The organism is Streptomyces sp. NPDC020681 (genome assembly GCF_044334895.1).
Classification (GTDB): Bacteria; Actinomycetota; Actinomycetes; order Streptomycetales; family Streptomycetaceae; genus Streptomyces.
In genome coordinates this window covers 111,774-129,216 of record NZ_JBIRTX010000015.1, presented here as the reverse complement: position 1 = coordinate 129,216, position 17,443 = coordinate 111,774, and the positions used below count along the sequence as shown (strand labels likewise).

The 17,443-nt window shown below is 70.6% G+C and carries 13 protein-coding genes; 4 read left to right on the top strand and 9 right to left on the bottom strand.

What is annotated here, in order from left to right; genetic code table 11:
• Nucleotides 1-4: 4 nt before the first annotated feature.
• From ftsW to rsmH, 8 genes are all read right to left on the bottom strand, one after another.
• Entirely contained in the window at nt 5-1,522 is a 1,518-nt protein-coding gene (gene ftsW, locus ACH4YL_RS29875) for a putative lipid II flippase FtsW (protein WP_398510560.1), read from the bottom strand.
• 88 nt (nt 1,523-1,610) lie between these two features.
• Nucleotides 1,611-3,029: a UDP-N-acetylmuramoyl-L-alanine--D-glutamate ligase gene (murD, locus tag ACH4YL_RS29870; RefSeq protein WP_398510559.1), complete on the bottom strand. Its 1,419-nt coding sequence runs from the start codon at nt 3,027-3,029 to the stop codon at nt 1,611-1,613.
• Entirely contained in the window at nt 3,026-4,096 is a 1,071-nt protein-coding gene (gene mraY, locus ACH4YL_RS29865) for a phospho-N-acetylmuramoyl-pentapeptide-transferase (RefSeq protein WP_398510558.1), read from the bottom strand. Before mraY ends, murD begins: the two co-directional genes overlap by 4 nt.
• Nucleotides 4,093-5,508 (bottom strand): UDP-N-acetylmuramoyl-tripeptide--D-alanyl-D-alanine ligase, encoded by a 1,416-nt coding sequence (gene murF, locus ACH4YL_RS29860; RefSeq protein ID WP_398510557.1) that lies wholly within the window; start codon nt 5,506-5,508, stop codon nt 4,093-4,095. Before murF ends, mraY begins: the two co-directional genes overlap by 4 nt.
• Before the next feature lie 4 nt (nt 5,509-5,512).
• Entirely contained in the window at nt 5,513-7,192 is a 1,680-nt protein-coding gene (locus ACH4YL_RS29855; protein WP_398510556.1) for a UDP-N-acetylmuramoyl-L-alanyl-D-glutamate--2,6-diaminopimelate ligase, read from the bottom strand.
• A 17-nt stretch (nt 7,193-7,209) separates the two neighbouring features.
• A complete protein-coding gene (locus tag ACH4YL_RS29850; protein ID WP_398510555.1) occupies nt 7,210-9,138 on the bottom strand; it encodes a peptidoglycan D,D-transpeptidase FtsI family protein in 1,929 nt (642 codons plus the stop codon).
• A gap of 4 nt (nt 9,139-9,142) precedes the next feature.
• Nucleotides 9,143-9,631: a septum formation initiator family protein gene (locus ACH4YL_RS29845; protein WP_398510554.1), complete on the bottom strand. Its 489-nt coding sequence runs from the start codon at nt 9,629-9,631 to the stop codon at nt 9,143-9,145.
• 13 nt (nt 9,632-9,644) lie between these two features.
• Nucleotides 9,645-10,601: a 16S rRNA (cytosine(1402)-N(4))-methyltransferase RsmH gene (gene rsmH, locus ACH4YL_RS29840; protein ID WP_398510553.1), complete on the bottom strand. Its 957-nt coding sequence runs from the start codon at nt 10,599-10,601 to the stop codon at nt 9,645-9,647.
• Nucleotides 10,602-10,929: 328 nt separating this feature from the next.
• Here rsmH and ACH4YL_RS29835 point away from each other — a divergent pair, with 328 nt between their 5' ends.
• From ACH4YL_RS29835 to ACH4YL_RS29820, 4 genes are all read left to right on the top strand, one after another.
• Nucleotides 10,930-11,472 carry a beta-class carbonic anhydrase gene (locus tag ACH4YL_RS29835; RefSeq protein ID WP_398510552.1) on the top strand — a complete coding sequence of 181 codons (543 nt, stop codon included), beginning with the start codon at nt 10,930-10,932 and terminating at the stop codon, nt 11,470-11,472.
• A gap of 200 nt (nt 11,473-11,672) precedes the next feature.
• Entirely contained in the window at nt 11,673-12,719 is a 1,047-nt protein-coding gene (locus ACH4YL_RS29830) for an AAA family ATPase (RefSeq protein ID WP_398510551.1), read from the top strand.
• Nucleotides 12,719-14,083, top strand: a complete 1,365-nt coding sequence (locus tag ACH4YL_RS29825) for a DUF58 domain-containing protein (RefSeq protein ID WP_398510550.1) — start codon at nt 12,719-12,721, stop codon at nt 14,081-14,083. The genes ACH4YL_RS29830 and ACH4YL_RS29825 overlap by 1 nt, the downstream gene beginning before the upstream one ends.
• A gap of 13 nt (nt 14,084-14,096) precedes the next feature.
• Entirely contained in the window at nt 14,097-16,520 is a 2,424-nt protein-coding gene (locus tag ACH4YL_RS29820) for a DUF3488 and DUF4129 domain-containing transglutaminase family protein (RefSeq protein ID WP_398510549.1), read from the top strand.
• A gap of 308 nt (nt 16,521-16,828) precedes the next feature.
• Here ACH4YL_RS29820 and ACH4YL_RS29815 read toward each other — a convergent pair whose 3' ends face one another.
• Entirely contained in the window at nt 16,829-17,242 is a 414-nt protein-coding gene (locus tag ACH4YL_RS29815; protein ID WP_398510548.1) for a DUF3040 domain-containing protein, read from the bottom strand.
• Nucleotides 17,243-17,443: the final 201 nt, after the last annotated feature.

Here is a 17,443-nt window from a genome sequence, read left to right as displayed (position 1 = left end):
AAATTCACCGCTCTCCGGACGGACGCTTCTTGACACGCCGCCTCATTGTCTTCCATCTCTCCCGTGGCCGCCGCATGGCCAGGGCCGCCTTCGCGGCGGGATCCTCTCGCGCGAAGGCGATCAGCAGCCCGACAGCGAACATGGACGGCAGCAGGGCCGACCCCCCGTAGGAGAACAGCGGGAGCGGGACACCGGCGATCGGCAGCAGACCGAGCACCGCACCGATGTTGACCACGGCCTGCGCCGTGATCCAGGTGGTCACACCTCCCGCCGCGTACCTCACGAAGGGGTCCTCCGTGCGTCCGGCCACGCGGATACCCGCATAGCCTAGAGCCGCGAACAGAGCGAGTACCGACAGCGTCCCCGCCAGGCCCAGTTCCTCCCCTGCGATGGCGAAGATGAAGTCGGTGTGAGGTTCGGGGAGTTGACCCCATTTCTCCACGCTTGCACCGAGACCGGAACCGAACCATCCGCCCGAGGCAAGAGCATAGATTCCGTGCACGGCCTGCCAGCACTCGCCCTCGGGCCCGAGGTCGATCGCGCCGATGCAGGACAGCCGCGACATCCGGTTCTCATTTGTCCGGATCAGCATCAGCCCGACGAATCCGGCGACGGCGAGGACGCCGGCGAAGAGCCGGGTGGGCGCTCCCGCCAGCCACAGCAGGCCGAAGAGGATCGCGGTGAGGATGATCGCCGTGCCCATGTCGCCGCCGAGCATGATCAGCCCGAGCAGGATGAAGGCGACCGGGACGAGCGGCACCAGCATGTGCTTCCACTGGGTCAGCAGCCGCTTGTCCTGCTTGCGGGCGAGCAGATCCGCGCCCCAGAGGATCAGCGCGAGCTTGCCGAACTCACTGGGCTGGAGCTGGAACGGCCCGCCGAGATAGATCCAGTTCTGGTTGCCGTTGACCGCATGCCCTATCCCGGGGATCTGGACGAGCACCATCAGGAAGACGGTCCCCATCAGCAGCGGATACGACAGCGCCCGGTGCAGCTTGGACGGCATACGGGAGGCGAGCAGCAGCAGCCCGGTGCCGATGACCGCGGCCAGGAACTGCTTGCGGAAGAAGTACGAGGCGGGCAGCGACAGCTCCAGCGCCTTGATCATCGAGGCGGAGTAGACCATCACGAGCCCGAGCACGGTGATCAGCAGACTGCTGCCGAGGATCAGGTAGTACGCGGTCAGCGGCCGGTCCCAGGCGCGACGGACCCGCTCGTACAGCCGCCGGGCCCCATTGCCGCCGGGCGGCCCGGGCGAGCCGGTCCCCAGGCTCCCCCGCGCGGCCGGTGGCCGGCGGCGCACGGCCCCTCCGGCGCGGCTGCGCAGCGCGAGGCCGGCGGGGCCGGCGAGTGCGGGCCGGGGCGCGAGGGTGCCCCGGAGGCCCGCGGCCCAGCCGGCGGCCGTCGCGGGCCGCGCGGATCGCGCGGCTCCGGCGACGGCGGACGCGTCGGCGAGGCCTGCTCGGAGGCGTTGCACGGTGCCATCCGTCCCGGGTCGGGACGGATTGTCGTCGGCCGGCATGGTCGCAGTCCCCTCCAGTCGTGCCCGGCGCGCCGCCGGGATTCCGGGCGGTCCCGGGCTGCGCGGCACGGCGCGGGGGTCGGGCCGCTCAGGCGCGCTCGGCGGCGAGTGCGCGGACCGCGTCCGCGAACGCCTCGCCTCGCTTGTTGTAGTTGACGAACATGTCCATGGACGCGCAGGCCGGTGCCAGCAGAACCGTGTCTCCCGGCCGGGCGAGCGCCGCCGCTTCGCGGACCGCCGCCAACATCGCCCCAGTGTCTGTCCGGTCGAGGTCGACGACCGGGACCTCGGGCGCGTGTCGCGTGAGGGCTTCGTGGATCAGCGCGCGGTCCGCGCCGACAAGTACGACTCCACGCAGCCGCTTTGCCGACTTCTGGACGAGTTCGTCGAAGGTCGCGCCCTTCGCCAGGCCGCCCGCGATCCAGACGATCGGGTCGTAGGCGGCGAGAGAGGCTTCCGCGGCATGGGTGTTGGTGGCCTTGGAGTCGTCGATGTACGCGACGCCGGCCACGTCGTCGATCTTCTCGATGCGGTGCGGGTCGGGACGGAAGGCGCGCAGTCCGTCCCGTACGGCCGCGGGCGGGACGCCGTACGCACGCGCCAGCGCCGCCGCGGCCAGGGCGTTGGCGATGTTGTGCGGGGCCGGCGGGTCGACGTCGCCGACCTCGGCGAGCTCCTGGGCCTGCTGCTGCCGGTTGTCGACGAAGGCGCGGTCGACCAGGATCCCGTCGACGACGCCGAGTTGGGACGGTCCGGGTGTGCCGAGAGTGAAGCCGATCGCCCGGCAGCCCTCCTCGACGTCCGCCTCGCGCACCAGGTCCTCGGTGGCCTTGTCGGCGGCGTTGTAGACGCAGGCGACGGTGTTGCCCTGGTAGATCCGGCCCTTGTCGGCGGCGTACGCCTCCATGGAGCCGTGCCAGTCGATGTGGTCCGGCGCCAGGTTGAGCACGGCGGCGGAGTGGGCGCGCAGCGAGGGCGCCCAGTGGAGCTGGTAGCTGGAGAGTTCGACCGCGAGTACGTCGTACGTCTCGTCGCCCAGCACGGCGTCCAGCAGCGAGACGCCGATGTTGCCGACGGCGGCGGTCTTCAGGCCGGCCGCCTCCAGGATCGAGGCGAGCATCCGGACGGTCGTGGTCTTGCCGTTGGTGCCGGTGACCGCGAGCCAGGGCGCCGCGCCCGGCCCGCGCAGCCGCCAGGCCAGCTCGACATCGCCCCAGACCTCGACTCCGGCCTCGGCGGCGGCCGCGAAGAGCGGCTTGTCGGGCTTCCAGCCGGGCGCCGTGACGACCAGCTCGGTGCCCGCCGGCAGGGTGGCCCCGTCGCCGAGACGCACGGTGATGCCCAGCGCCTCCAGCTCGGCGGCCTGCGCGCGTGCCCGCTCGTCGTCGCCGTCGTTGACGACCGTGACGAGGGCACCGAAGCCGTGCAGTACGCGCGCGGCGGGGATGCCGCTCACGCCGAGACCGGCGACGGTGACGTGCTTGCCCTGCCAGTCCTGCGTACTCACTTCTCGGCCGCCCAGCCCGCGTAGAAGAGCCCCAGACCCACGATGACGCACATGCCCTGGATGATCCAGAACCGGACGACGACAAGGACTTCGGACCACCCCTTGAGTTCGAAGTGGTGCTGCAGCGGTGCCATCCGGAAGACGCGCTTCCCGGTCATCTTGAAGGAGCCGACCTGGATGACCACGGACATGGTGATCATCACGAACAGACCGCCGAGGAGGGCGAGCAGCAGCTCCGTACGGGAGCAGATCGCCAGACCCGCGAGCGCGCCGCCGAGGGCGAGCGAGCCGGTGTCGCCCATGAAGATCTTGGCGGGCGAGGTGTTCCACCACAGGAAGCCGAAGCAGGCGCCCATCAGGGCGGAGGCGACGACCGCGAGATCGAGCGGATCTCGTACCTCGAAACAGGCGTTGGGGTTGGTCAGCGTCTCCGCGTTGGCGCAGGACTCCTGGAACTGCCAGAGGCCGATGAAGGTGTACGCGCCGAAGACCATCACCGAGGCGCCGGTGGCGAGTCCGTCCAGACCGTCCGTCAGATTCACGCCGTTGGACATGGCGAGAATCATGAACAGCGCCCAGACGACGAAGATCACCGGGCCGACCGACCAGCCGAAGTCCGTGATGAACGACAGCTTGGTGGAGGCGGGGGTGTTGTCGCGCTTGTCGGCGAACTGCAGCGACAGCACGGCGAAGGCGATGCCGACGATCAGCTGTCCGGCCATCTTCGCCTTGGCGCGCAGACCGAGCGAGCGCTGCTTGACGATCTTGATGTAGTCGTCGAGGAAGCCGACCAGGCCCATGCCCGCCATCAGGAAGAGCACCAGCACGCCCGAGAAGGTCGGGTCCTCACCGGTGATCACCTTGGCGAGCGCGTACGCGACGAGCGTGGCCATGATGAAGGAGATGCCGCCCATGGTGGGCGTGCCCTTCTTGCTGCCATGGCTGCGCGGGCCGTCGTCCCGGATGAACTGCCCGTATCCCTTGCGGGCCAGGAGCTTGATCAGCAGTGGTGTGCCGATGAGCGTCAGGAAGAGCCCGATGGCTCCCGCGAAGAGGATCTGCCTCATCGGGCGGCACCCTGCCCATCCGAGGACGCCGCCGCGTTCTCGAGCAGCGCCTGCGCGACCCGTTCGAGACCGACCGACCTGGAAGCCTTCACCAGCACGACGTCTCCCGGACGCAGCTGACTTTGCAACAGGTCGACCGCCGCCTGTGCGTCGGACACGTGCACCGACTCCTCACCCCACGAACCCTCGTTATATGCGCCCAGTTGAAGCCAGGACGCTTCCCTGCCCCCGACTGCGACAAGCTTGCTGACGTTGAGCCGGACGGCGAGCCGCCCGACCGCGTCGTGCTCGGCGAGCGCTTCGTCGCCGAGCTCGGCCATCTGGCCGAGCACCGCCCAGGTCCGCCGTCCTTTGCCCATGGCCGCGAGCGCGCGCAGCGCTGCTCTCATGGACTCGGGGTTGGCGTTGTAGGCGTCGTTGACGATCGTCACGCCGTCCGGACGCTCAGTGACCTCCATGCGCCAGCGGGAGAGGGTGCCCGCCTCGGAGAGCGCGAGGGCGATCTCGTCGACGGACATGCCCAGCTCATGGGCGACGGCGGCCGCGGCGAGCGCGTTCGACACGTGGTGCTCACCGTACAGCCGCATGGTCACGTCGCTGCACCCGGTGGGGGTGTGGAGCGTGAAGGCAGGTTGTCCTTGCTCTGTGAGCCGGACATTCTCGGCACGTACGTCGGCGTCCTGGGCCTCTCCGAAGAAGACCACCCGGGCCTTGGTGCGCGATGCCATGGCGCGTACGAGCGGATCGTCGGCGTTGAGGGCGGCGATCCCGTCCTCGGGCAGCGACTCGACGAGCTCGCCCTTGGCCTCGGCGATCTGCTCGCGGCCGCCGAACTCGCCGATGTGGGCGGTGCCGACGTTCAGCACGAGTCCGACCCTCGGCGGTACGAGGCCGGTGAGGTAGCGGATGTCGCCGATGTAGCGCGCGCCCATCTCGAGGACCAGGTGCTCGGTGGACTCGTCGGCCCGCAGCGCGGTCAGCGGCAGGCCGATCTCGTTGTTCAGATTGCCCGCGGGATAGACCGTCGGGCCTTTGCGCTCAAGGAGTTGGGCGATCAGGTCCTTGGTGCTGGTCTTGCCGGCGGAGCCGGTGAGCGCGACGGTCGTGGTGCCGAGGCGTTCGACGACATGGCGCGCGAGTGCGCCGAGCGCGGCGGTCACATCGGGCACGACGACGGCGGGTACGCCGACGGGGCGGGTGGCCAGCACGGCTGCCGCACCCGCCGCGACGGCGCGCTCGGCGTAGTCGTGACCGTCGACCTGCTCGCCGGCGAAGGCGGCGAAGAGGGAGCCGGGCTGCACGGCTCGGGAGTCGATGACGACCGGACCGGTGATCCGGGCATCCGGATCCGGTATGTCGTACGACTGCCCGCCGACGATTTCGGCGATCTCGGCGAGAGAGAGGGCGATCACTTGGTCATCCCCGGGTGGTCTGAAGGGTGGCGCGGATGGCTTCGCGAAGGACCTGACGGTCGTCGAAGGCGCGGACGACTCCGGCGATGTCCTGGCCCTGCTCGTGGCCCTTGCCGGCGATCAGCACGGTGTCGCCGGGCTGGGCGCGGGCGACGGCGGACGCGATGGCCGCGGCCCGGTCGGCCTCGACGAGGACGTCTCCGCGTTCGTGGATCGGCACTTCGGCGGCGCCCGCGAGCATCGCGGCGAGGATCGCCAGCGGGTCCTCCGAGCGCGGGTTGTCGGAGGTCAGCACGGCGGTGTCGGCGAGCCGGGCCGCGGCGGCGCCCATCGGCCCGCGCTTGGTCTGGTCGCGGTCGCCGCCGCAGCCGAGGACGATGTGCACCTTGCCCTCGGTGACCTTGCGCAGCGAGCGCAGGACCGATTCGACGGCGTCGGTCTTGTGGGCGTAGTCCACGACGGCGAGATACGGCTGGCCCTCGTCCACCCGCTCGAGGCGGCCCGGTACGCCGGGCACGGCGGCGATGCCGTCGGCGGCGGTCTGCGGGTCGATCCCGGCGACGGCGAGTGTGACGACGGCGGCCAGCGTGTTGGCGACGTTGAACGGGCCGGGCAGCGGGGCCTCGGCGCGGATGCGTTCGCCGCCGGGTCCGACGGCGGTGAACGTCGAGCCGACCGCGGTGACTTCGACGTCCTCGGCGCGCCAGTCGGCGTCCGGGTGGCCCTCGGCCGAGAAGCTGGTGACCGGCACGGACGCCTCCTTGAGGAGCCTGCGCCCGTACTCGTCGTCGAAGTTGACCACCCCGAGCTTGCTGCGCAGCGGCGTGAACAGCTGCGCCTTCGCCTGGAAGTAGTCCTCCATGCCGGAGTGGAATTCCATGTGCTCGGGGCTGAGGTTGTTGAAGACGGCGACGTCGAATACGCAGCCGTCGACCCTGCCGAGCACCAGCGCGTGGCTGGAGACCTCCATGGCGACCGCCTCGACGCCGCGCTCGCGCATGACCGCGAACAGGGCCTGGAGGTCGGTGGCTTCCGGAGTCGTACGTTCGGACTTGATGCGCTCGTCGCCGATCCGCATCTCGACCGTGCCGATGAGGCCGGTGCTGCGGCCCGCTGCCCTGAGACCGCCTTCGACGAGGTAGGCCGAGGTCGTCTTGCCGGAAGTGCCGGTGATGCCGATCTGGAGCAGATCGCTGCCGGGGTGTCCGTAGATCTCGGCGGCGAGCTCGCCCATGCGGCCGCGGGGGTTTTCGGTGACCAGGACCGGCAGGCCGGTCGCCGCGGCGCGTTCGGCGCCCGCCGGGTCGGTGAGGACCGCGGCAGCGCCGAGGTCCGCGGCCTGTGCGGCGAAGTCGGCGCCGTGGAAGCGGGCGCCGGGCAGCGCGGCGTACACATCACCGGGCCGTACCGCACGCGAGTCGTGGGTGATCCCGGTGACCTCGCCCGTGCCTCCTTCGGGAATCCGTGCCCTCACCCCCAGCCGCTCGGCCAGCTCGCCGAGCGGTGTCGGGCGAGGCCGGTCCGGACGGGGCGCTCCCGGCTGCTTCGGCGGGGCGTCCTGCTGGGTGGTTCGGTACTGATCAGCTTGTGGCACGGCGGTGAGCGTACCGGGCGCACCCTGCCCGGTGCGAAATGAGGGGGCGGGCTGCGCGTGGTTCCCGGAATCGGAGGTGATCGTTGTCACTGGCGGGTTCCTCCGGATCATTCGCCGGGCTTGAAGGCGACGGGCAGCCGGGCGGGCTCGTTGCCGGTCGGTGCCACCTGCAGGGTCTTCAGGGCGAACTGCATGACCTTCTGGTAGATCGGGCCGCAGATCTGGCCGCCGAAGTAGCTGCCCTTGGTGGGGTTCTGGATGGCGCAGTAGACGGTGATCCGGGGCTTGTCGGCGGGTGCGAATCCGGCGAAGGACGCGGTGTAGCCGCGGTAGCGGCCGAGCTCCGGGTCGACGCGGTTGGCGGTGCCGGTCTTGCCGGCGACGCGGTAGCCCGGGATACGGGCCTTGGTGCCGGTGCCTTCCTCGTCGCCGACGACCGACTCCAGCATGGTGGCCAGGGTCCTGGCGGTCTGCTCGCTGACGACCCGGGTCTTCTTGGGTGCGGCGGCCGGCGTGAAGCGGCCGTCGGGGCCCTTGGTGCCGCGGACGAGGGTGGGCTCGACGCGTACGCCGCCGTTGGCGATCGTCGAGTAGACGGAGGCCGCCTGCATGGCGCTGAGGGACAGGCCCTGGCCGAACGGGATCGTGTACTGCTGCGAGGTGGACCAGTCCTGCGGCTTGGCGAGGATGCCGGGCGTCTCGCCGGGATAGCCGATGCCGCTGGGACTGCCCAGGCCGAACTTGCGCAGGTAGGAGTACAGCACCGCGTTGGCCTGCGGCTGTGTCTTGCCGAGCTGGCCGGTCGCCAGGATGGTGCCGATGTTGGACGACTTGGCGAGCACGCCGTTGAGCGTGAGGTACCAGGTCGGGTGGTCGATGTCGTCCTTGAAGAGCCGGTCGCCGCGGTGCAGCCGGTTGGGGACCACGACATGGGTGCCGGGCACGGCGGCCTTCTCCTCCAGTACGGCGGCCATGGACAGCACCTTGGCGGTGGAGCCGGGCTCGTACGCGTCCTGGAGCGCGGCGTTGCCCATGGCGGCGGAGTTGGCCTGGGAGAGGTCGTTGGGGTCGAAGCCGGGCGCGTTGGCCATGGCGAGGACCTCGCCGGTCTGGGTGTCCTGCACTATCACGTACCCGCGGTCGGCCTTGGACTTCTTGACCTGCTCGGTGATGGCGCGCTGAGCGGCCCACTGGATGTCGCGGTCGATGGTGAGCTCGATGTCGGAGCCGGGGACGGCGGGGGTCTCACGGGAGCCCGCGGTCGGCACCCGGCGGCCGCCGGACTGCGCGTAGGTGATCTTTCCGTCCTCGCCGGCGAGCGGCTTGTCGAACATGGACTCGATGCCGCCGCCTCCGCGGCCGTCGGCGTTGACGTAACCCAGTATCCCGGCGGCGAGATCGCCGTTCGGGTAGACGCGTTTGCTGCTGGGCTCCTGGAAGACGCCGAGAAGGACATTGGCGCCGGGGCCGCCCTTGCGCTTGTCGGCCGCGGCCTTCTCGGCGAAGACGCCCTTGAGGTCCTTGATCTGGTTCCAGACCTGCGGGGTCTGGCGGCGGGACAGCACGGTGTAGCGGGACTTGGCCTTGAGCTTGGTGGCGAGCTTGTTGGCGTCCTCGCCGAGGATCGGAGCGAGCAGCGCTGCCGCCTGTTCGGGGGCGTTCGGAGACTTGCTCTCCTTCGGCGTGAACAACTGCGGGTCGGCGATGATGTCGTACGCGTCGACGGTGGTGGCGAGCGCGATACCGGCCCGGTCGGTGATCTGCCCGCGCTCCGCGGTGAGCACATGGCTGAGGTAGCGATTCTTCTCCGCCTTGGCGGCGTACGCGCTGGCGTCGACGGCCTGTACCTGGAGAAGGCGTACGACGAAGGCCAGCATCACCAGGGTCAGGCCGAGGCTGACCAGGCGCAGCCGCGGACGGGGGCTGCCGAGTCTGATGGTGCGCGGGCCGGGGCGGGGGCGGCGGGACGCGGGTCGTACGGACGGCCGCCGGGCGGGGCCGGGCACCCGGCGGCGCGGAGGTTGCTTGGGCGGCACTGCGTCACCTGCCGGGATTCGTCGGGGTCGGCTTCGCGGTCGGAGTGGGCGCTGCGGGAGAGGCGGTCGTGGTCGGCGCCGGGGGCTGCTGGGCTTCCCGCGGAGTCGGCTCCGACGAGGGCAGTGCGGTGGCCCGGCCCGGAACGCCGCGGACCGTGCCGTCCGGGTCGATGAAGGCGGGGTTGCCGCCGGGCACCATGCCGAGCTGCCGGGCCCGCCGCTCCAGCGCGTCGGGTGCGGAGTAGTTGTCCACGTCCCGTTGCAGGGCCTGCTGCTCGTCGGTGAGTCCGGTGGTCTTCCGCTTGAGCTCGCTCAGCTCGAACGAGCCTTGGTTGAGTGCGGAGTTCAGCAGCAGCAGCGTGATCAGGCCGCCGCCGAGGAGCACCACGACCAGCAGCACGAACGGGGTGCGGGCGGCCGTGCTCGGCCCCGCCGGCATCAGGCGCGCGAGCCGGGCCGCACGCCCCTTCAGCTGTTTGGCCGCCGTGCTCACCGCGTCCTCCCGTTCACTTGACGTCCTCCCGGATGCGCTGTGCTCCCCTCAGACGCGCGGGCGCCGCTCTGCGGTTCTCGGCCACCTCTTCCTCGGTCGGCAGTTCCGCGCCGCGGGTCAGCAGCTTCAGCCGCGGCTGGTACTCCTCGGGGACGACGGGCAGGCCGGGCGGCGCCGTATTGGCCGCGCCCGCCGCGAAGACCTGCTTGACGAGCCGGTCCTCGAGCGAGTGGTACGACAGCACGGCGATCCGCCCGCCGACGGCGAGCGTCCCGACCGCGGCGGGGATGGCGTTCTCCAGTACGGACAGCTCGCCGTTGACCTCGATGCGCAGGGCCTGGAAGGTGCGCTTGGCGGGGTTGCCGCCGGTGCGCTTGGCGGCCTGCGGGAGCGCGTCACGGATCAGTTCGACGAGCCGGGCGCTGTTGGTGAAGGGCTCCTTCGCCCGTTCCCGTACGACGGCCGAGACGATCCGCTTGGCCTGCTTCTCCTCGCCGTACATGCGCAGGATCCGCACCAGTTCACCGGGCGGATAGGTGTTGAGGACCTCGGCGGCGCTCATGCCGGTCGTCTGGTCCATCCGCATGTCGAGGGGCGCGTCCTGGGCGTAGGCGAATCCGCGGTCGGCCTCGTCGAGCTGCATGGAGGAGACGCCGAGGTCGAACAGGATGCCCTGGACCTTCGGGATGCCCAGCCGCTCAAGGACCTCGGGCAGTTCGTCGTAGACGGCGTGCACCAGGGTGGCGCGGTCGCCGAATGGCGCGAGCCGCTCGCCCGACAGCCGCAGCGCCTCCTTGTCCCGGTCGAGCGCGACCAGGCGCGCCTCGGGGAACCGCGTGAGCAGCGCCTCGCTGTGTCCGCCGAGGCCGAGAGTGCAGTCGACGACAACGGCGCCGGGCTGCTCCAGGGCTGGTGCCAACAGGTCCAGGCACCGCTGGAGCATGACCGGGACGTGTCGGGTGTGGCTCAATGCGCCCTCTCAGGTCCGGCGCGGATGTACGTACTGCCGGGTCCCCGCCCGCTCAGACGCCGCACACGCGGGGAAAACAGCGAAAAGTTGCAGGATGTACGGGATGTGTCCGTGAACTGCGCGTCACTTTAGTCCACTGGTCCTTCCGGTCAATCAACCGGCTGGCGCGTCGCGCGGGACATGAAGGAGAGCCCGCAGGAGCGGAGGATTCACCTGTACGGGCGTGACCGCATCACACCTGTGGGTTAGCTCACAACAAGCCTCATTGATGTTCTTTGTCCCGTCTCACAGCAGGCCTCGGCGGCCTGTGACCATTACCGTCGACATCATGTCGACTTCCGCGCACCACCACCCCGAAGCAGCGCGCTCGGGCGGCACGGTCACCGATCGCCTCGTCGAAGCGAATCTGCGCTACGCAGCCGGCTTCCAGGACCCGGGAATGGACGCTCGCCCGGTTCTCCATGTGGCCGTCGTGGCCTGCATGGACGCCCGGCTCGACCTGCACGACGCGCTCGGCCTGGCGCTGGGCGACTGCCATACGATCCGCAACGCCGGCGGCGTGGTCACGGACGACGTGATCCGGTCGCTGACCATCAGCCAGCGCGCGCTCGGCACGCGCAGCGTCATACTCATCCACCACACGAACTGCGGTCTGGAGTCACTGACCGAGGACTTCCGGCACGAGCTGGAGGACGAGGTGGGGCAGCGGCCGCCGTGGGCGGTCGAGGCGTTCCGGGACGTGGACCAGGATGTGCGTCAGTCGATGCAGCGGGTGCGGACATCGCCCTTCCTCCCGCACATCGACGATGTCCGCGGCTTCGTTTTTGATGTGACTCAGGGGCTGTTGAGGGAAATCGATCCCGCCGTGTGACCAGCCGAACACTGAGAGAAACGTAGCAAACCCGGCAAATCCCTCCCACTTATCCACAGGCGAGTGACACGACGCGGTAACGGCAACAAGAATGCGTGTGGGACATCGATCCGGAACCTTCCGGGGATGGTGTTCGTGATTTGGGGTGGGCCGGGCCGTCTGAAACGCATCGGCCCGTAGAACGGGCCGAGGAGGGCCGGGTGACGACCTATGACGATCGAGCGAGCCTCACAGATCTGACCACCACAGCGGATCGTGTCCGCGGGTCGGTGGAGGGTGTGATCGAGGGCAAGCCTGAGGTCGTACGGCTTTCGCTGACAGTGCTGCTCGCCGAGGGACATCTGCTCATCGAGGATGTGCCGGGCGTGGGCAAGACGATGCTGGCCAAGGCGCTGGCGCGATCCATCGACTGTTCGGTGCGACGGATCCAGTTCACGCCTGACCTGCTGCCGTCCGACATCACCGGGGTGTCGATCTTCGACCAGCAGCAGCGCGACTTCGAGTTCAAACCGGGCGCGATCTTCGCGCAGATCGTGATCGGCGACGAGATCAACCGCGCGTCGCCGAAGACGCAGTCGGCGCTGCTGGAGTCGATGGAGGAGCGCCAGGTCACCATCGACGGCAACACGTACGAGCTGCCGAGCCCCTTCATGGTGGTGGCCACGCAGAACCCGGTCGAGATGGAGGGCACGTACCCGCTCCCGGAGGCACAGCGCGACCGCTTCATGGCCAGGGTGTCGATCGGTTACCCGAGCGCGGACGCCGAGCTGCAGATGCTCGATGTGCACGGCGGCGTCTCACCGCTCGACGATCTGCAGCCGGTGGCGCACGCGCACGACATCGTGAAGCTCATCGACGCCGTGCGCGGTGTCCATGTCGCCGACTCGGTGCGGCGTTATGCCGTGGAGCTGGTGGCCGCGACGCGCAACCACCCGGACCTCAGACTCGGCGCATCGCCGCGCGCCACCCTGCATCTGCTGCGTGCCGCCAAGGCCGCCGCCGCGCTGAACGGCCGGGAGTACGCCCTGCCGGACGACGTCCAGGCACTCGTGGTGCAAGTGCTGGCGCACCGACTGCTGCCCACCGCTCAGGCCCAGCTGAACCGCCGCACGGCCGAGCAGGTCGTGCTGGAGATCCTCCAGCGCACACCCGTGCCGACGGCCTCGGGCTCGGAGACCGCGTATGTCGCGGGCCGTCCGACCCAGCCGCCGCTCTACGGCCAGCAGCCCGGCGCACGGCGGTTGTGATGTCGGCCGGGGACCCCGCCGCCGCGGAAGGCAAGTCTGCCAAGGACGCGGGCGGACTGCGGGCGGCCCTCGGCGGGCTGACCACGCGCGGCCGCTCCTTCCTCGCGGCGGGCGTGGCCGCCGCGGTGTGCGCCTATGTCCTCGGGCAGGGCGACCTGCTGCGGGTGGGCCTGCTGCTCGCCGTGCTGCCGCTGGTCTGTGTGGCCGTCCTCTACCGCACCCGCTACCGGGTCGCGGGCAGCAGACGGCTCTCGCCGTCGCGGGTGCCCGCCGGGTCCGAGGCGCGGGTGCATCTGCGGATGGACAATGTGTCGCGGCTGCCCACCGGGCTGCTGATGCTCCAGGACCACGTGCCGTACGTGCTGGGGCCCCGGCCCCGGTTCGTACTGGACCGGGTGGAGGCGGGCGGGCGGCGCGAGGTCTCGTACCGGGTGCGGTCGGATCTGCGCGGGCGCTATCCGCTGGGACCGCTTCAGCTGCGGCTGAGCGACCCGTTCGGACTGTGCGAACTGACGCGCTCCTTCAGCGCGTTCGACACGCTCACGGTCATACCCCGGACCGAGGCGCTGCCGCCGGTGCGGCTCGCCGGCGAGGCCGCGGGGTACGGCGACGGGCGGCAGCGCTCGCTGGCGCTGGCCGGCGACGACGACGTGATCCCGCGCAACTACCGCTACGGCGACGACCTGCGCCGGGTGCACTGGCGCTCCACCGCGCGCTACGGCGAGCTGATGGTGCGCCGCGAGGAGCAGCCGCAGCGGGCCAGATGCACGGTGCTGCTGGACACCCGGCGGACCGCCTATCAGGGCTCGGGCCCCGACTCGGCCTTCGAGTGGGCGGTCTCGGGCGCGGCCTCCGCGCTGGTGCACATGCTGGAACGGGGCTTCGCCGTACGGCTGTTGACCGACACCGGAAGCTCGGTGCCCGGTGAGGGCGCCGACGGCTTCGCCGGTTCGACCCAGGAGTCCGCGGACTCCGCGGGTCTGATGATGGACACGCTCGCGGTCGTCGACCACTCCGACGGCGGCGGGCTCTCCCCCTCGTACGACGTATTGCGCGGTGGGAACGAAGGGCTGCTGGTCGCCTTCTTCGGCGACCTCGACGAGGAGCAGGCGGGGCTCGCGGCCCGGATGCGGCAGCGCAGCGGGGCCGCCGTCGCCTTCGTCCTGGACAGCGAGACCTGGGTGACGGGCGGCGCGGTGCCCGGGGCGGTCGAGGACCGGCTGCGGCTGCTGCGTGAGGCCGGCTGGACGGCACTGGCCGTGCCACCCGCGACGCCGATGTCCACGCTGTGGCAGCAGGCCGGCCGGGACCGCACTGAGTCCACCGGCAGCAGTACGAACGGTTTCTCTGGGGGTTGGTCATGAGCGGGGGTTGGTCATGAGCGGACGTGCACGGCTGGCGCTGTGCGCCTACGCCGCCACGCTGCTGGCGGCGAGCGCGATGCTGCCGCTGATCGACTCGGTCGGCTGGATGGTGCAGGCGGCGTTCCTGCTGGCGATCCAGAGCGGCGTCGGCGCGCTGGCGCGGCGGGTGCCGCTGGCCCGGCCGCTGACGGTGGCAGTGCAGGCGGTCGTCGGGCTGCTGCTGCTCACCGTGGTCTTCGCCCGGGGGCAGGCACTGCTCGGGATTCTGCCGGGGCCCGAGGCGTTCCAGCAGTTCGGCCAGTTGCTCAACGCCGGCGGCGAGGACGTCGGGCGGTACGCGATCCCGGCGCCGGCGACGGACGGCATCCGCCTCATGGTGGTCGGCGGCGTGCTGCTGATCGGGCTCACGGTGGACGCGCTCGCGGTGACGTTCCGCAGCGCGGCCCCGGCCGGACTGCCCCTGCTGGCGCTCTACTCGGTCGCCGCCGGTCTGTCCGGCGGCGGCGCGAGCTGGCTGTGGTTCCTGCTCGCGGCCTCCGGATATCTGCTGCTCCTGCTGGCCGAGGGCCGGGACAGGCTCTCGCAGTGGGGCCGGGTCTTCGGCGGCGCGTCGCCGCCGCAGGGCCGTACCACCGGAGGCTATGTGCCGCCGGGCGGCAATCCCCTGGCACCGGTCCGCACCGGCCGCCGCATCGGCGTACTCGCGCTCGGCGTCGCGCTCGTGGTCCCGGCGGCGCTGCCGGCGCTGAACGGCGGTCTGCTGGAGAGCACCGGCAGCGGAACGGGCGTCGGCCCCGGCGGCGGCACCATTTCCGCGGTGAACCCGCTGGTCTCGTTGCAGGAGAGCCTGAACCAGCCCGAGGACCGCGAGGTCATCCGCTATCGCACCAACGCCACCGACACCAAGGACATGTATCTGCGGATCGTCGCGCTCGACCAGTTCGACGGGACGTCCTGGAAGTCCTCGGAGCGCAAGGTCACGGACGTGCCGGAGCGGCTGCCGCAGCCGGAGGGACTGAGCCCCTCGGTCAGCGCCACCGAGCTCAAGACGAACATCTCGGCCGCCGGCTCCTACCGGCAGAGCTGGCTGCCGATGCCGTACCCGGCGACCAAGGTCGACATCAAGGGCGACTGGCGCTTCGAGCCCGAGGGCCGGACCCTGGTCGGCGACCGGCGCCAGACCACCCAGGGCGCGCAGTACTCCGTCAGCAGCTACCTGCTGAAGCCGAGCGCGGACCAGCTGGCGTCTGCGTCGCCCGCGCCCGCCGCGCTGCGGCGCGAGTACACGAAGGTGCCCGAGGTGCTGCCCGACGTGGTCAAGGAGACCGCGGAGCGGGTGACCAAGGGCGCCGCGAACGACTACGAGCGGGCGGTGAAGCTGCAGGACTGGTTCGCCGTCGACGGCGGCTTCACCTACGACACCCAGGTCGATTCCGGCACGGGCGTTGCCGCGATCACCAAATTCCTGGAGCAGAAGGAAGGCTTCTGCGTCCACTTCTCGTTCTCGATGGCCTCGATGGCCAGGACGCTGGGCATACCGGCCCGGGTCGCCGTGGGCTTCACCCCGGGCACCCCGCGCGCCGACGGCACCATGTCGGTCGGACTGCGCGATGCACACGCCTGGCCCGAGCTGTACTTCGAGGGCATGGGGTGGACCCGCTTCGAGCCGACGCCCAACCGGGGCAGCGTGCCCGACTACACGCGGGCCGAGTCGCCGTCCGGCGGCCCGAGCAACCCGGCGGCGCCCGAGGCGACCGCGTCGGACGCGCCCAGTGCGGCCCCGTCCGTCTCGGACAGCTGCCCGCCCCAGGCGAGGCGGCTCGGCGACTGCGGTGCGGCCGTGCCGCAGGACCTGCAGCCGCCGACCGACTCCGGCGTCTCGCTGAAGAGCGTGCTGGGAGTGGGCCTGGGGGTGCTGGCGGTGATCGTGGTTCCTCTGCTGCCGATGCTGTGGCGGATGAGAATCCGCGCACGGCGGCTGAGCTCCGGCGGGCGCACGCCGGCGGACGCCTCGGCCCGGACGCTGGCCGCCTGGCTGGAGGTCTCCGACACGGCCTGGGACCACGGCATCCTGCCGGACGAGTCCCAGACGCCGCGCAAGGCCGCCGCCCGGATCGTCCGGCTGGGCAGCCTGGAGGGCGAGGCAGCGAACTCGGTGCACCGGATGGCTGGAGCGGTGGAGCAGGTGCTGTACGCGCCGGAGCCCAAGCCGGGCTCGGGGCTTGCCGACGACGCCGAGCGGATCAGGGCGGGGCTGAGTGCAGGAGTGAGCCGAGGAACGAGGCTGAGGGCCCTCCTGCTGCCCCGCTCGACCGTCCGGGTGGTCTGGGTCGCATCGGAGCGCTGGACGGCGTTCACGGACCGCTGGGGCGTGCGCGGGTGGGGTCTGGAGCGATGGGCAGGACTCCTGCGCCGCCCGTCCCGGCAGCGAGGCTGACCGGCGGAACATACAGCGGATACGGGTGAGGGGCCGACGCTCAGAGCGTCGGCCCCTCACCCGTATCCGCGTGCGAAGTGTGTGTGGTCCTCGAGGCAATGTGGTCCTCGAGGCAATGTGGTCCTCGAGGCAATGTGGTCCTCGAGGCAATGTGGTCCTCGAGGCAATGTGGTCCTCAGGAACACCAAGAGAGCCGGGGAAACAAGAGAGAGCTGGAGAGCGCTCAGCCTTCAGGAAGCCGTGATGCTCCGCATCCGCGGGGGCGGAAGGGCTGAGCACGATCCTCGAGGGCGATGACGTCCTCGCGATCAGTGGCCGCCCTGGCCACCCTGCTCGTCGCGGCGGCGCTGCCACCGCTCCTCGATCCGGTGCATCATCGACCTGCGCCTACGGGGCTGGCGGCGAGCTGCTGTTGCTGCCGTGTCCCCCAGGGTCTGTTGCTCACCCGGCTTTGGCGCTTTGCGCCATCCGGTGACCGCGAGGACCGCACAGCCGAGCATGACGAGAAATCCCACCACGCTGATCCAGATCTGCTGCGCGACCATTCCGGCCATGAGGAGCGCGATACCCACCAGGAAGCCCGCGACCGCTTGGTAGACCCGTCGCCGGGTGTACGTACGCAGCCCGCTTCCCTCAAGCGCTGTAGCGAACTTGGGATCTTCGGCGTACAGCGCTCGCTCCATCTGCTCGAGCATTCGCTGCTCGTGCTCCGAGAGCGGCACGGAGTCCTCCTAGTCGTCGGTCGCGGGGGGCGACCGGTATGCGGCCCTTTCAGGATAGGCAGGGAATCGCCCCCGTGAAACCCGCCCTCTGCGCCTATTCGCCAGTCCGGGCCGCCACGGCGGCTCAGGTGACTGAGGCGTAGATTCCCCAACCTCCGATCCGTCATGCCGGATGGTGTCCCCCGATCATACGGGGCGCAG